At 40.1% G+C, this 14,629-nt stretch carries 12 protein-coding genes; 4 read left to right on the forward strand and 8 right to left on the reverse strand.

The window, feature by feature from the left end; genetic code table 11:
* Positions 1–334: 334 nt before the first annotated feature.
* From VB732_RS21265 to VB732_RS21280, 4 genes are all read right to left on the reverse strand, one after another.
* Positions 335–580, reverse strand: coding sequence for a hypothetical protein (locus VB732_RS21265; RefSeq protein ID WP_323232885.1), 246 nt, complete (start codon positions 578–580; stop codon positions 335–337).
* Between the two features lie 212 nt (positions 581–792).
* A complete protein-coding gene (locus tag VB732_RS21270) occupies positions 793–2,355 on the reverse strand; it encodes an AAA-like domain-containing protein (protein ID WP_323232886.1) in 1,563 nt (520 codons plus the stop codon).
* A 97-nt stretch (positions 2,356–2,452) separates the two neighbouring features.
* On the reverse strand, positions 2,453–3,826 hold the full coding sequence (locus VB732_RS21275; protein ID WP_323232887.1) for an AAA-like domain-containing protein: 1,374 nt from the start codon (positions 3,824–3,826) through the stop codon (positions 2,453–2,455).
* Between the two features lie 250 nt (positions 3,827–4,076).
* Complete coding sequence (locus VB732_RS21280; protein WP_323232888.1) at positions 4,077–4,739, reverse strand: class I SAM-dependent methyltransferase; 663 nt, start codon at positions 4,737–4,739, stop codon at positions 4,077–4,079.
* Between the two features lie 219 nt (positions 4,740–4,958).
* On the opposite strand from VB732_RS21280, the gene VB732_RS21285 reads away from it, so the two are divergent.
* Complete coding sequence (locus tag VB732_RS21285) at positions 4,959–5,897, forward strand: phosphoribulokinase (RefSeq protein ID WP_323232917.1); 939 nt, start codon at positions 4,959–4,961, stop codon at positions 5,895–5,897.
* A 149-nt stretch (positions 5,898–6,046) separates the two neighbouring features.
* On the opposite strand, the gene VB732_RS21290 is transcribed toward VB732_RS21285, so the two are convergent.
* Together VB732_RS21290 and VB732_RS21295 are read right to left on the reverse strand one after the other, a co-directional pair.
* Positions 6,047–6,535 carry a toll/interleukin-1 receptor domain-containing protein gene (locus tag VB732_RS21290; protein WP_323232889.1) on the reverse strand — a complete coding sequence of 163 codons (489 nt, stop codon included), beginning with the start codon at positions 6,533–6,535 and terminating at the stop codon, positions 6,047–6,049.
* Between the two features lie 111 nt (positions 6,536–6,646).
* Complete coding sequence (locus tag VB732_RS21295) at positions 6,647–7,063, reverse strand: toll/interleukin-1 receptor domain-containing protein (protein WP_323232890.1); 417 nt, start codon at positions 7,061–7,063, stop codon at positions 6,647–6,649.
* Between the two features lie 397 nt (positions 7,064–7,460).
* Between VB732_RS21295 and radC the strand changes: the two genes are divergently transcribed.
* Positions 7,461–8,192, forward strand: a complete 732-nt coding sequence (radC, locus tag VB732_RS21300; protein WP_323232891.1) for a RadC family protein — start codon at positions 7,461–7,463, stop codon at positions 8,190–8,192.
* Between the two features lie 176 nt (positions 8,193–8,368).
* On the opposite strand, the gene VB732_RS21305 is transcribed toward radC, so the two are convergent.
* Together VB732_RS21305 and VB732_RS21310 are read right to left on the reverse strand one after the other, a co-directional pair.
* Positions 8,369–9,913 (reverse strand): hypothetical protein, encoded by a 1,545-nt coding sequence (locus tag VB732_RS21305; protein WP_323232892.1) that lies wholly within the window; start codon positions 9,911–9,913, stop codon positions 8,369–8,371.
* A 198-nt stretch (positions 9,914–10,111) separates the two neighbouring features.
* Entirely contained in the window at positions 10,112–11,668 is a 1,557-nt protein-coding gene (locus VB732_RS21310) for a sodium:proton antiporter (protein WP_323232893.1), read from the reverse strand.
* A gap of 111 nt (positions 11,669–11,779) precedes the next feature.
* On the opposite strand from VB732_RS21310, the gene VB732_RS21315 reads away from it, so the two are divergent.
* The gene (locus VB732_RS21315; RefSeq protein WP_323232894.1) at positions 11,780–12,781 is read left to right on the forward strand and encodes a DUF389 domain-containing protein; all 1,002 of its coding nucleotides are present in this window, start codon (positions 11,780–11,782) and stop codon (positions 12,779–12,781) included.
* Between the two features lie 253 nt (positions 12,782–13,034).
* Positions 13,035–14,588 (forward strand): cation:proton antiporter, encoded by a 1,554-nt coding sequence (locus tag VB732_RS21320; RefSeq protein ID WP_323232895.1) that lies wholly within the window; start codon positions 13,035–13,037, stop codon positions 14,586–14,588.
* Positions 14,589–14,629 lie beyond the last annotated feature (41 nt).

The raw sequence follows: 14,629 nt of genomic DNA on the forward strand, positions 1-14,629 counted from the left end.
CCGCCACTCGCAAAGAATTCATTGCTGAATTCTGACTCCTGACTCCTGAATTCTATTCAATAAACATCGTCATGAGTACCAATATCTAGCAAAAGAACGACTTGTTCCTCGCTCTCGTCATCGGTTTTTAGTAAGAAAATAATGCGACAATCATATCCACAAGAGCATGAAAGCAAGCCTGATAGCTTTCCCTCTAGCTTGTGAGTGCCTAAGTTAGATGCAAATATATCATTCTCCATAGCAGCAATAGTTTCTTCTATTTTGCCTTGCAAGTCAGCATTACGACGAGCAAATTTTCGGAAAGCTCTTTTAAATTTTGCTACTAATAACCAACTTATACATCGGCTGGACTTGGATTATTCAGATATTCTCGTAATTCTTGAATCGCTTCACTAGCAGTCTGGGCTTTGAGCCTACCTGCTTGGAATTCAGCAATGGAAACTGCTGCATCTGACGCAATTTCATCTCGCCGACTTTCAATAATTCGGTTTTTGAGAATTTGTACTAGCATTTCTTGTTGCTCTAAAGGCAACTCCATTGCCGCATCTAAAACTCTATCTAGGTTACTTAATTGCTTCATTTTCTTAATTATTTGTATTGATAATATAACTCGTAATATATAAATTATAAGTCTTACACCGACCCCTTTTTTAGCTTAGTTTAACTCATGTTAACTTATGGTAATAAATCAACCTTCATACATGAGCCATCGCTTTTTCGGGGGCTGTCTGCGTGGGTAGTTATTAAAGATATCAGGATTTTCACTCACATCTTTGGCAGCTTTGCTCGGTCTTAGCATTTATCTAACCGAGAATTTGCTGTTATTACTTTCCTATGATGCTCTATTTGGTTACATTTTAACTGTGATTCTAAAGCATTGATTTTTCGTAAAAGCGACACTCCCCACACTAGAGAAATTGCCAACTTAATTGTCATGCCCGCGAGCAAGAGTGTTACTATTCTGGAAGCTTTCTTTTGTTGAGCCAGCCTTTTTTGTTGTTCTGCAAGTCGTGCTTCAACTTCTTTGGCACGTTCAGCTTCTAATGCTTGCTGCACTTCTCGCCGATCTAATTCTTCACTAGCAGCTAAAAATCGATAATCTAAGTTGCTCAAGCTTTTACCATGCGCCCAAAGCTGGGCATCAATTAGGGCTTGTCCGCGTAATAAGCGAGATTCATCTTTTTGGGTTGAGGCTATCCATGCATTAAAAGTTTCGTAGTAAGGGCGCAAGTAAGCTAATTTTTTTCCAACCCATTCTAAATTAAAAACTTCTTCATAAATTCGGTTTTTGATTTGGATAAAACCTTGCTTTTTAATTACCAAACCAGACAGCAACAGTTCTACCTGTTCTCGACTATCGTCGGTTGCTACTTCCATTCCTTGGAGGATTTGCTGATAAATTCCTAGCAATCTAGCAGCGATTTGTTCGTTTCTGAGAATGCGATCGCGAATTGTCCGTAAATGCTCCGGTTCATCTTTTGATTCCCATTGCTCAATGATGTGCGATCGCACCACATTTTCTATCCAAAATTCTTCTGTACCAGGAGGAATTTTTAGCGTTCTACCCACATCAGCTTGAGATAAATTAACAAGTAGGCGACACAGCTTTTGAGTAAGAAATGGCTGCCCTTTTGTCCAACCTAATACTGCTTTCAAAACTTTATGGGGCTGATTATCTTTAATATCTAGTCCTAAAGATAGTGGTTGAGCTTCTTCAAATGTAAAACCATTTACTTGTATGGCTTTACCAAAATTAAACGGTGTAATGTGATTTTGATATAAAATTAAGTCTGAAGGTATAGCAACACCGAAAATTGCAAATGTAATCCGATGATACTCTGGATCAGTTGCTCGTTGATTATAAAAGAACCGAATCAAGCCAAAAAAATCATCAACAGAGAAATCAAGTCCGAGAATACTATCAATTTCATCAATAAAAATAAATAGTCTTTCGTTAGGAAACTGAGCTAAGAGAATTTCTGAAATAAATCGGCTGAGTTTTTGTACCAAAGAAATATCATTTTGTTCTTGCCACCAAGTTTTTAAATTGACTTTTCCTAATAGTTTGAAACCCAACCATAAATCGCCGACAATTCCTTTATACCACTGCTCTGGAGTTATATTATCACAACCAATATTAGTCATGTCGACAGTGACACATTTAAAACCTTCTTGTTGTAGGCGATGCTTTGTTTTTACCATAAGTGAAGATTTGCCCATTTGTCTACTGCTCAGTATGTAGCAAAATTCACCTTGTTTTAAGGCTTCGTAAAGTTCCACATCGGCTTTGCGTTCAACATAGCTAGGAGCATCACTAGTTAAAGTGCCGCCAACCTGGTATCGATAATTTTTCATTTGATTGATTTTAAATTTGTTTTATATCTAAATCAATAAATTTGGATCGTGACAGTTGATAAAATTCATAGAATATCGAATTCTAGCAAAACCGTTATTACCCTGAATGCTTCCCAAGCTGTTGGCTAAAATAAAGGCGATATAATTCACACATAACTTCAGCTTGATTACCGTTGAGTTTAACCAAACCCATACTTTCTAGTTTGTAAGCAGCGATCGCGTCTAGTTCTACTTTCTCATCGGTTGCAATTACCTGTTGCATAGCTGACATTAATTCTGGGTCTTTTTGCAATAAGCTCAACAGTTCCCGTAAATGCTGACTGTAAATTCCCACTGGCGTAGATGCGGTTTCTAGTAATATCTCTAACGTCATCTCCTCCTGATATAGATGATATAAGGCCAAGCTCACCAAATAGGGATGTCCCCCTACCATTGCTTGCATAGGTGCAAGGCGTTTTGCCCCTTCGGAGCCTGCTACCCAATTTAGCCCATAACGCAATGCTAAATTCTGTACCTGATTGAGAGTAAAAGGCGGCAGCGTTATTGTTATCCCGACATTGAAAGGCGATTGGTTGAGTTTAAGTGGAATATAGATTTCTGTGGTGTGAACTACCACCATCCGTAGTTTTTGCCAGACTTCATCCTGCTTTGCTTGTTCGTGCCAAAATCGCAGCATTGGCAAAAAATCTTGGGCAATATTGGGATGTTCAAAAACTCGATGGACTTCATTCAAAGCCAAAACGAGAGGATTATGATCGATATATTGCAGCAGATAAGCTTCAAAATAGATTTTGCAGCTTACCTTGCTGCCCATTTCTATATCCCAAAAATCATCTATGGAGGGAAGCAGATTCAACTGTCTGCTGACATTAACACAAAACCAACGCAAAAATTTATCAAGAGAAGCAAAAATATCTTCATCGGCTTCTTGAAAGTCTAGATAGACAGTTTGATAACCTTGCTCTCTAGCAGAAGCAATCATCCGATTGAGTAGTGAACTTTTTCCTGTCTTTCTAGGTGCTTTGATTCTGATTAAACAACCAGGGTATAAAATCTCGTTACAAACAAGTTCTTCTAGAGGAGGGCGATTGATGTAAAGAGGAGAACCTAGTGGTACGGGGCCGCTAGGAAATTCAATCTTACTAGCTGGAAAAAAGTCTGGAGAAACTATTTCTATAGATTCTTCACCGAACTCTTGTTGCCTCTGTTCCTGTTCGCCTATTTTGTCTTGTACGTATTTCTTCAAGGCTAAATGCAGGTTTTTTTTTGTGATTTTTTTTCCCAACGCTATGGAAAGGTCTTGCCACAACTCAGAGCCAACTTCCTTAATATAATTGTCACGGTAGCCTGATTCCTCTGCCATTTCACCGTAAGTTTTGCCCAACCACGATTGAGAAAGGACAAAGCACTGAATGGAAGCAAGAGGCTTATCTGGCAAAATTCTTTCTACTGCTTGCAGAATATCTTCCACGGAACTAAAGGTTAAACAATTAGTAGATATATTTATCTACTTTGGTCTATTAATAATATACAACCGAATAAATATTTAAAAAAGGAAAAATAAATATGTATGGATACAATTTTATCTACCTGATTAATTTGCAGATAAAGAAAATTAATCAGGGTAAAGGTCAGTCATTGTCATTATAAATTGTAAAAGCGATACCACGGCAGCTTCTGCGTTGTTAGCAAATGGATAAATGAGGATTCATTCCAATACATTACTTCTTTAGTGCTAGAGTCAAGCCATCTGCGATCGCTACTAAACTAAGATTCACTCGCTCGTCTTGATGCAGCTTTTGATTAAAGGCACGAATCCTTTTAGTTCTATTATCCTGCACTTGGGGGTCGGCAACCCTACCTGACCAGAGGACATTATCGATCGCAATCAGTCCGCCTCTTCGCACTAATTGCAGCGATCGCTCATAATAAGCATCATAGTTGCTCTTGTCTGCATCGATGAAAGCAAAATCAAAGCTTTCCGCCTCTCCTATTGCCAGTAACCGATCCAAAGTCTCCAAAGCTGGGGCAATGTGCAGTTGAATTTTATCAGTCACTCCAGCTTGTTGCCAATAACGCCGAGCGATCGTTGTAAATTCCTCACTCACATCACAGGCTACCACCTTCCCGTCGCTTGGTAACGCCAATGCCACCACCAGAGAACTATAACCTGTAAATACCCCAATTTCCAAAGTTTTCTTAGCTCCTAGCAACTGCACCAGTAACGCTAAAAATTGCCCCTGTTCAGGAGCAATCTGCATTCTCCCGACTGGGTGCTGGGCTGTTTCCTGCCTCAATTGGGTTAAAATTTCCGGCTCTCGCAGAGAGATTGATAGTAAATAATTATACAGACTTTCTTCAATTCCTAATGTTTGAGTTGTCATGAGATTAGATATGGGGAAGAGTTTTGGATACTCGCCAATGATTTTTTTTAAATGCAACTCGGTATTATAAGCAGAGCGATCGCTGGAGATTCTACATTCTATATGTAGAGATATTGCATACCAAGCGTTTACTTGAGTTACTGGTCTAAACCCTTCTAGAATAAAAACTATTGTAGGGAAATTGTATTAATAAACATTACTTATATTCTGGGAGGTATGATGAGCCGTCCAATAATTCTTGGTATTGTCGGCGACAGCGCTGCCGGTAAAACAACACTAACGCGAGGAATCGCTCAGGCACTTGGCCCAGAAAATGTCACAATCATCTGTACAGATGATTACCACCGTTACGATCGCCAGCAACGTGCAGAAATTGGTATTACTGCCCTCCACCCGGACTGCAACCACCTGGATATTATGCAGCAACATCTATCGTTGCTACGCACAGGGCAGCCAATTCTTAAACCAGTTTATAGTCATAAAACAGGCACATTCGAGCCACCGCAGTATATCAAGCCTAGTAAATTCGTGATTATTGAAGGATTACTTGGTTATTCTACTCGTGCCGCCCGTGATTCTTACGATGTAAAAGTCTACCTCGCACCTCCTGAAGAGTTACGTGCTAAGTGGAAAGTCAAGCGAGATACCCAAAAGCGGGGTTACACACCTGAACAGGTGCTAGCAGAACTAGAAAAACGCGAACCAGACTCGTCACAGTTTATCCGTCCGCAACGGCAATGGTCTGATATAGTCATTAGTTTTTATCCACCGACTGATGAAGATGACGAAAGCAATGGACACCTAAATGTCCGGCTGGTACTGCGTCCGACAATTCCGCATCCAGATTTCACTGTAATTACCAATTCTGGTTATGGCAATTCTGACTCAGCCATCCGCCTGGGACTAGACAGGGATATGTGTAAGCCTGTGGATGTCTTAGAAGTTGATGGTCATGCCACCTTAGAACAGGTAAATAAGCTAGAGCATATTATTTGTTCTGATATGCCTCATCTCCGAAATATTTGCGATCGCGAAAGTAATCCCGAACTGGGTAAAATTGCTGGTACAACTGGGGAGGCATTACAAAGCTATCCTCTTGCTATCACCCAGCTAGTTATTACCTACCACATGCTCAAAGCAACGCAAATTCATCAGTAATTAGGGAAGATGGAGGGGTTTAAGAGTTTGCGATGTCTACGACGGGCTACGCCTACGTACTTTGCTTACTCAAACTCAGATGCAGAAACGCGCCTTTCAATGGGATCATACTCATCTTCTCTCAATTAGAGTCTGTAATAAGGCGATTACTAAAGTATTTGGTAGCCTATACCCCATAGACGTAAAATATCACGACAACCATCTTCAAAAGCTTCTTGAAAATTGATCATTTGAAAGCTCGATAACACCCAAGAAAGCTGCTCATAATCGCAATGCTGATAGATAATTGGAACAATCTTATTTTCAAAACGATTCTGTTGGAGGGCGAATATTAACTCCCGCTTAACCCACATTGAATCTACTGAGTTTGGAGAGAGCACTATAAGGAACCAATCACATCTTTTTAGTGCATTTCCAATCTCATCATGCCATTGCTGTGCGCCTAAGATATTCGTTTTACTATACCAAACAGGAATGTGATGACGACGTAGAACGTCTGCCAATTTAGAAACAAATTCTTGATCTCGGCTTGAATGGGAAAGAAAAACTTCATTTGGGATCATTTTTGGGAATTGAGAAACGTAAACCGCATTTTCTCTGCCAATGACTGCAACCGAAGGACATTCGAGAAGTTGCATCGACAATCTCCTTTAAGGATTTAATGTGTAATTTACCTTAAGCGATCGCCTTATCTATCTTCTGAACACAATTAAAAATGTTTGACAGACTGTCTTTTGACTCCACTCCTGTTAAGCAGCAGCTTTTTTGAGAGCTTGGGTAATATTTCTCAAACCTTCCTCATCGTCCTCAAGATTTGATATGTGAATTATCCCAAATTTCTTTAAAATCCAGGGAATTTCTACTTCTAATTGGGAAATTTCTTCAGAAGGAGCAGCAAGGACAGGAATTACCCGACCTTTATAGCCCTGTTCGCCCAGAGCATAGCCTACTTCGGCATTTATGTAGGGAGAATCAACTGAGTTAGGTGTCAGTAAAATAACCATTGCATCAGACTCTCTAAGCTCATTAGCAATAACTTCTGCCCAGTTATCGCCTGGGAAGATTTGAGTATCGTCCCAAACTTGGAAATCTGCATTTCGCAGAGCATCAGCAATTCGCCAAGCTAACTTTCTATCTTTAGAACTGTAGCTGATAAATACCTTCATTTCATCTCCTATCTTAAGTATGTTAGCTTAATAAGCTAAATCCAATGTTAGCCGAATCTTGTGGCAAGTATTTGGTAAGATGGTACTATTAAAGTTTTAATCAGCAAGTAATTTCAACATACATATTGCTCTGCCTTGTACTGTATTCCTGCATCAAGTTTAATTTGATGGAGAAGCTGGTTTTAGCCTAACATTCAACACTCATAGAAAACCTCGTAACTGTGCCCCTACAGAGAAACTAAGGTCTAACTATTGACCTTTATTGCATTGAGAGTAAGACGTACAGAAATAGAGAAAATTTCCTAAAATTAAAGATTTTCTCAAATAAAGATGATTTTGACAGCAAACGAGGGATAACTAAGGATAGTTTGATGTGTGGTGACGATTTTCTTAGTTTATGACCTATTGCCTCAGAATTGCCGACTTACCTACAAATGAGCGTCCACGTGAGCGATTAATGACGCATGGAGCCAAAATTTTAGCCACAGCAGAGTTAATCGCAATTCTTCTAGGCACTGGTCAAGGGCCAGGGAAACTGTCTGCTGTGGGTTTAGGACAATATATTTTGAGTGAATTAGGCAAACATCAACGCGATCCTTTGGCGGTTTTGCGAGAAGTTAGCCCCGCAGAGTTGATGCTAATTTCTGGTGTTGGCCCGGCAAAGGCGACAAGTATCTTAGCAGCAATTGAATTAGGCAAACGCGCCTTTCAATCTCGACCCAACGATGGCACATTGATTGATAGCCCACTTGCTGCTGCTGCTACCCTCAGTCAAGATTTGATGTGGCAGACACAAGAACGTTTTGCAGTGGTGTTATTAGATGTCAAGAATCGATTGTTAGGTACGCAAGTAATTACCATTGGCACAGCAACCGAAACCTTAGCCTCTCCGCGTGATATTTTTCGGGAAGTCATTCGTCAAGGTGCAACGCGGGTAATAGTTGCCCACAACCATCCTTCTGGGAACCTTGAACCCAGCCAGGAAGATATAGAATTGACGCGCCAGTTGTTAGCAGGGGCGCAGCTTTTGGGCATTCCGGTACTAGATCATCTGATTTTGGGTAATGGTAATCATCAGAGTTTACGGGAAATAACAACCTTGTGGGATGAACATCCGCAAGGGGATTAATCATTATCAATTACGACTTACGCAAAAAATAGCCCAAACCTTTATTTTCCGGTAGAGGCAATTAATAAATTCACTCTACCGCGTGTAGCTTTGCGTAAGTCATATTAATATTTAGATGCATTCGCCCTGATGGAGATCCCGATCATCAAAAACGTCTTTGTCTATTTTTTCCTACTTTATGCTTCATCTACCCAATAAAGATAATATCGTTCATTATCCACCCAGCTTCTCTCAAAATCTTTGATCGGAACAATCTTCAAATCATTGCGCTTGACATTTAGTTTTTTATTTAAAATCAGTAAAATTCTTTTTTGCTCATCTTGATTTTTGAGTAAAGAATTAATTTGGCTTAATATCTCATCGTGTTCGACATCTTTACGACCTTTTTTAAAAAGTGTAAAGCTTCCCATACTTTGAAGTTCAGGATAGTAAAACTTTCGATTTAAATAACCTGATAAAGGAGCCATATTTGCATCTCTGCTGGCAACAATAAACTCATTATTTAATCCAGATGTTTGAATATATTGAGCTGTTTCCCGACTAGCAGAGAAGGGTACAATTAAATCTCTTGAGAAACTATAAATACCTCCCCCGAACTGTATATAAAGAATCAGCATTAAAGCAATATGATGCCATTTGTTTACAAATGCAATTGAATTTGGGCGAATAGAAAACTTGTTGAGTAAAACTGGAGAATCTTGATAATAGCTTGCCAGCCACAGAGCCGCTATCAAAACTAAATATAAATGTCCAAAGTGCCGAGGCATACCGATAAATCGCAAGTATGTAAAGGCAAATATCACAAAAGTACCTAAAATATAGAAAAATAGAGGAATTTGCTTTTTAGACAATTTAAGCAAAGTTAAAACTACAATAAATAGAGTAATGAGCGCACAAACAATTAAATCTATCCATTTTTTGTGTGCAGGAATAATTAATAAATAACTACCAAATATTCTACCTATGCTCCTTAAGAAATGACGGATATCTAATTGAACTATCCAACCATTATTTAACCCACCATGAAGATAACTATCTATTGGGGGAGTAAGAATATAAACAGATGAAATAAAACAAAATATGATAATTAGAATACTTAAAAATAAGTCGAATTTTTGGCTCTGATTAAAATACTGTTGGCGATGTTCGCTATCAAAACAAAATTCAGCTAGCAAAGTCAATGATAAAGAGAATGATACAAGTAAACCATAAGCGCTACTATTGCCTAGTAAACCTAATAAAATTGCCAAGTAAACATAAGTTTTTTTTCTGGATGAAAAAACTGTGCAGAATGTAAAAACGAATAACATACTAAAGGCATAATTTCGAGAAATTAAAAGATATTCATAAAAAGGAAAAAAGCCAAAGGAAAACAGAAATTTTTGTTTATAATTAAAAGGGCTATGTAAGCATAATACAGCAACTGAAGTAACTGTAATTGCTAAATGAAATATTTGCATAATAATCGGATTATCTACTATTTTTCTCAGAATTACCAGAGAAAAATACCAGAGAACAGGATGTCCCTCATAATGAATATTTGCAATCAAATCTCCAAAAGATTTACTATCTCTGACAATCAGCCAAGGATTTAGTTCATCTCGCCACATCGAATGATTGAGAATACCTATTAAACCGAGAAAAGAAAAAAGAATGACAATAAACCAAGGAGAATGTAAAGGTAATCTCGAAGTATATTTGATAAGTTTTTTGTTTATCATTGTTAGTTTAAAGTGAAATTTATTCGCATGAAAATTATATCCATTTATTTACCACTGAATTAAATAAATTTGCAATCCTACTTAACCAATATTTTCTTAAATCTTAAGGAAATTTGACAAATTGACCTATGGCCAATTTTGATTGATTAAGCAAAAATAGCCTATAAATGGACGGTAAGAGGTAAACCTTATTGTTGATTATTCTTTCTGCAAAACATCCTCAAGCATAGATCCTAATTCCTTATTTAACCTACCAGACTTGACAAATTCTGCATAAGTATCTGCCTCAATTGCCAGTAATTCTCCTCGAAATTGTTCCGTTGTAAAACTCTGAAGGTTGGGGAACTCAAGCTGTAATTTGTCAATTTCTATCCGTAAATCTGCAAGTTCCCCTTTGATTAGTGTCTCCTGGTAGCGGCGAAATTCTGGGTCAATGCCAGGGCGTTGGTCTGCTTGGAGGTGTTGCAGAACGCGTTCTAAGGCAACATGACGGGCAACGAATTCTAAATATTGCTCACGCAAAGGTGCATCACCTAGCAAATTGAGTTTTTCTAGCAAAGGTTTAATGGTTAATCCCTGAACAAGGAGAGTAAATAAAACTACTCCAAATACTGTTGCAATAATTTTTTCTCGCTCTGGTAGCAGTGTCGATACACTCAATGCCAGGGCAATGGAAACGGAACCGCGTAACCCACCCCACCATAGGATAGTTTGTTCTGGTAAAGAAATTTTCGATTTGGTAATGGTAGTACTCAATTGGCTGAGAATCAAAAGAGCAACTCCCCGCATCAAAATTATTGCTGCTACTGTCACCATAATGATTTGCAAGTTTTCGCCCAAACTAGCAAAGCGTATTTGGTCGCCAATCAACAAGAAGACAATGGAGTTAACAAAGAACGCCAAAAAGTCCCAAAATTCGGAGACAATAACCCGCGTGCGGGGATTCATGCCGATACGAGAGCCAAAGTTGCCTAAAATCAAACCTGTGGTGACAACTCCAATTACTCCAGAACCGCCTAATTCTTCGATAATCAGGTAAGTGCCGTAGGCAGAAACTAGAGTTAAAGATTGTTCTACTAAGGGCAAATCGAAGCGCTGGGTGAGGTAAGAAATACCAAATCCAATGAAAGCTCCCATCCCTATACCAATGCCAACAACTGTAATTAACTGCAATAAAATTGGCTGGACTTCTAATTCGACAGTTCCCAAAGATAAGGCCACTACAAAACTAAAGGCAACTACAGCCATACCATCATTGAATAAGCTTTCGCCTTCCATTAAGGTGACAAGACGACTATCTACGCCCAGTTCACGGAACAAAGCGGTGACAGAAACAGGATCGGTTGCAGATAGGCTGGCTGCGATGAGTAAAGCTGTAGTCAGAGAAATACCAATGAATTGATTGAGAGCGATCGCTACCCCGGCGATCGCAATTAACACCCCAAAGACCGCATACAAGCAAATTGGTACTAAATCCCGCTTCAGTTCTACCCATCTCAAATTCCATGCAGCTTCAAATAACAACGGTGGTAAAAAAATGAACAAAATCAATTCAGGGGAAAGGGTTACTAAACGGACATCGACTAACGCCAAACCTAACCCGACAATCACCAGTAGCAAGGTGTAAGGAATATTGCGAAACCAGCTAAATACCTGCGGTAGTGTCGCCACACCTAAAGATACCGAAAGTACCAACAGAAACTGCTTAAGATTATTTGTAATGACTTCCTCGGCGATCGCTGATTCAAGCACCATAAGTAAATTCCTTGTATAATTTTACATTTATCATCATCTGACTATTTTCAGATGACACCGGTTCAATGAGAAACTTTAATTAGAGATAACCGAGCATTCAGGAGGAAGGTCTTGGGTAATAACATTCGAGACCGCTTTAAAAATTTCCGTCGCCGGGGTTCGCAACCGGAACAACTCCAACAGCTACAAACAGATTTGCTGGCAGAATCAGCCTTAGACTCAGCTTACATAATATTGATTATTAGCTCCTGTGCGATCGCAACTTTGGGTTTATTATCTAACAGTGCGGCCGTAATTATCGGCGCAATGATTATTGCCCCTCTAATGTTGCCGATTCGCGGGTTAGCTTTTGGTGCTTTACAGGCAGATATTACCTTATTTCGCAAGGGAATAATTGCTGTCGCAGTGGGCACGCTGTTAGCGGTGACGATCGCCTGGACTCTGGGTTGGCTGGTAAGATTTCCCAGCTATGGTAGTGAAGTACTGGCTCGTTCCAGACCAACGCTGTTAGATTTGGGAGTTGCGGTAGTGGCTGGTGGTATTAGTGGTTACGCCAAAATTGAAACGAAAATCTCTGGTAGTTTAGCAGGAACTGCGATCGCTGTTGCCCTCATGCCTCCCGTTTGTGTGATTGGCTTAGGCTTGGCACAAGGGAATTGGTCACTCAGTTTCGGGGCAACCCTACTTTATCTCACCAACTTGCTAGGTATTGCCCTCTCCTGTATGGTGACATTTGTGGTAGGAGGTTACACTTCAATGGCGCGGGCCCGTCGGCCCCTAATTTGGACTATGGCTTTAACAGCTATCCTGATAATTCCCTTGGGAGTCAGCTTTGCCCGACTTGTACGACAAGCGCAACTAGAAACCAGCTTACGACGGGCATTATTGAATCGAACTGTCACCTTTGGGCGATTGCAGTTACTTAACAGTAATACCAATTGGTTGACAAGTCCCCCAGAAGTCCGTTTGAGTGTCCGGGCAAGGGAACCTGTCACACCTCGGCAAGTAGAATTATTAGAACAATTTATCAAGCGAGAGATGGGGCAGCCATTCACTCTAATTTTTGAAGTTGGTGAAGTAGAGGAAATTAGAAGTTCTGAACCCACACCCTAAAGTTGCTATTTGGCATGAATGAGGAGAGAATCTATGGGAGCATCTCAGCTTTGCAAATGTACCAGGCGATTAGAAATCGCGGCTACACAAACAAAGTCCGCCTACGCGGACTCAAAGGAATTGAAACCCACGGAGGTGGGTTTTGTCTGTATAGCCGCGTTCGCGTAGCGTGCCGGAGGCTCTATTCCATTCGCTAGGGCAAACGTATTTTTACACTATCAGTCAAGTCAAACTAACTTTCTAAAACGTAATAGTGGATGTTACCGAATTAGTTAAAGTTTCAATTATTCTTTTGCTGCTTGCTACAGGTGTAGCTTTGCTATCCCGGCGGTTGCGAATCCCTTATGTGACGGGTTTAGTATTAGCAGGTTTGCCAATCACTGAATTGTTGTCTCGTCCAATTGGTTTAAATCCAACCTTGGTTTTGAATCTTTTCCTGCCAATTCTCATCTTTGAAGCTGGCATTAATACAGATGTCAGCCGCTTACGCAGCACCTTTAAACCAATTGCCCTGCTAGCTGGCCCTGGGGCTGTGCTTTCCAGTGGGATTATTGCCGCCTTATTAAAATTTGGGCTGGGGCTGAGTTGGATACCTGCGTTATTTGTCGGAGTAATTCTGGCAAATACTGATACAGTTTCCATGATTGCCGTCTTCAAGGAAATACCAGTACCCTCCCGGCTTTCCACCATCGTTGAAGGAGAAACTTTATTTAATGATGCAGCTGCTCTAGTTTCATTCAACCTAATTTTGCAAGTATATTCCACCGGTTCACTCACATTTATAGAGGGAATCCAACAACTGCTATTTATTTCTTTAGGAGGCTGCATTGTAGGGTTAGTCTTGGGCTACTTGAGCATACCTGTATTCGCCCGTTTAGATGATCCCCTTAGCAGTTTGTTATTGACAGTTGCAGTTGCATTAGGAACTTTCCAGGTTGGGCAATTTCTTGGTGTATCGGGTGCGGTGGCTGTAGTTGTCGCGGGATTAATTTTCGGGAATTTAGGGCTTTCTCAGAATACTTCTGCTTCTAGTCGCATCACTTTGTTGAGTTTCTGGGAATATGCCAGTTTTACTGTCAACACCTTTATTTTTCTGCTGATTGGTGTAGAAATAGATTTGGTAACGCTCTGGAGAACTTTACCTGCAATTATATTTGCAGTTTTAGCTTATCAAGTTGGGCGAGTTCTGACAGTCTATCCGTTGCTAGCAGGGATTCGTTTGATTGACCGTCCAATTCCGTTGCGCTGGCAACATTTACTCTTTTTAGGTAATATCAAAGGTTCGCTCTCGATGGCTCTGGCATTGAGTTTACCTGCAACACTACCAGGGCGAGATATTCTCATCGCTTTAGTTTTTGGTAGTGTGCTGGTGTCGTTAGTTGGACAAGGTTTAAGTTTGCCTTGGGTGGTAAAACGCTTACAATTATCTAAATTTTCAGAAGCTCAACAACAGGTTGAAGAATTGCAAGCCCAGTTGATGACAGGTAAGGCAGCACAAGATGAATTAGATAGTTTGTTGAAATCAGGAGTGTTACCAAAAGCTGTTTATGAAGAGATGCGTTCAGCTTATCAAGTGCGAATTGCTGGTGCAGAAAAGACACTGCGGGAACTATATAATCGTCGTCCTGATGATGTAGAGGGCAAAACTGGCAACAGTGCTAAACTTGATGCCATTCGCCGCCGTTTACTGCTGGCAGAAAAAGGAGCGCTCAATGAGGCGATGCGGAAGCGAATTCTCTCAGAAGAAATTGTGCGCGGACGGATACAAAATCTTGATGAACAATTGTTGAAGTTAGATGATGATTAAATATTGGGAATTGGGAATAGTCTGAGCTTCGTCGATGAACC

The sequence above is a fragment of the Nostoc sp. UHCC 0252 genome (assembly GCF_034931145.1).
Taxonomy (GTDB): domain Bacteria; phylum Cyanobacteriota; class Cyanobacteriia; order Cyanobacteriales; family Nostocaceae; genus Nostoc.

What these genes read in the sequence shown, in the direction of transcription:
- VB732_RS21290 (WP_323232889.1), bottom strand. Translation starts at nt 6,535, where the DNA reads ATGCAACTTCTCGAATGTCCTTCGGTTGCAGTCATTGGCAGAGAAAAT.
- VB732_RS21285 (WP_323232917.1), top strand. Translation starts at nt 4,959, where the DNA reads ATGAGCCGTCCAATAATTCTTGGTATTGTCGGCGACAGCGCTGCCGGT.
- VB732_RS21270 (WP_323232886.1), bottom strand. Translation starts at nt 2,355, where the DNA reads ATGAAAAATTATCGATACCAGGTTGGCGGCACTTTAACTAGTGATGCT.
- VB732_RS21305 (WP_323232892.1), bottom strand. Translation starts at nt 9,913, where the DNA reads ATGATAAACAAAAAACTTATCAAATATACTTCGAGATTACCTTTACAT.
- VB732_RS21310 (WP_323232893.1), bottom strand. Translation starts at nt 11,668, where the DNA reads ATGGTGCTTGAATCAGCGATCGCCGAGGAAGTCATTACAAATAATCTT.
- VB732_RS21265 (WP_323232885.1), bottom strand. Translation starts at nt 580, where the DNA reads ATGAAGCAATTAAGTAACCTAGATAGAGTTTTAGATGCGGCAATGGAG.
- VB732_RS21295 (WP_323232890.1), bottom strand. Translation starts at nt 7,063, where the DNA reads ATGAAGGTATTTATCAGCTACAGTTCTAAAGATAGAAAGTTAGCTTGG.
- radC (WP_323232891.1), top strand. Translation starts at nt 7,461, where the DNA reads ATGACCTATTGCCTCAGAATTGCCGACTTACCTACAAATGAGCGTCCA.
- VB732_RS21280 (WP_323232888.1), bottom strand. Translation starts at nt 4,739, where the DNA reads ATGACAACTCAAACATTAGGAATTGAAGAAAGTCTGTATAATTATTTA.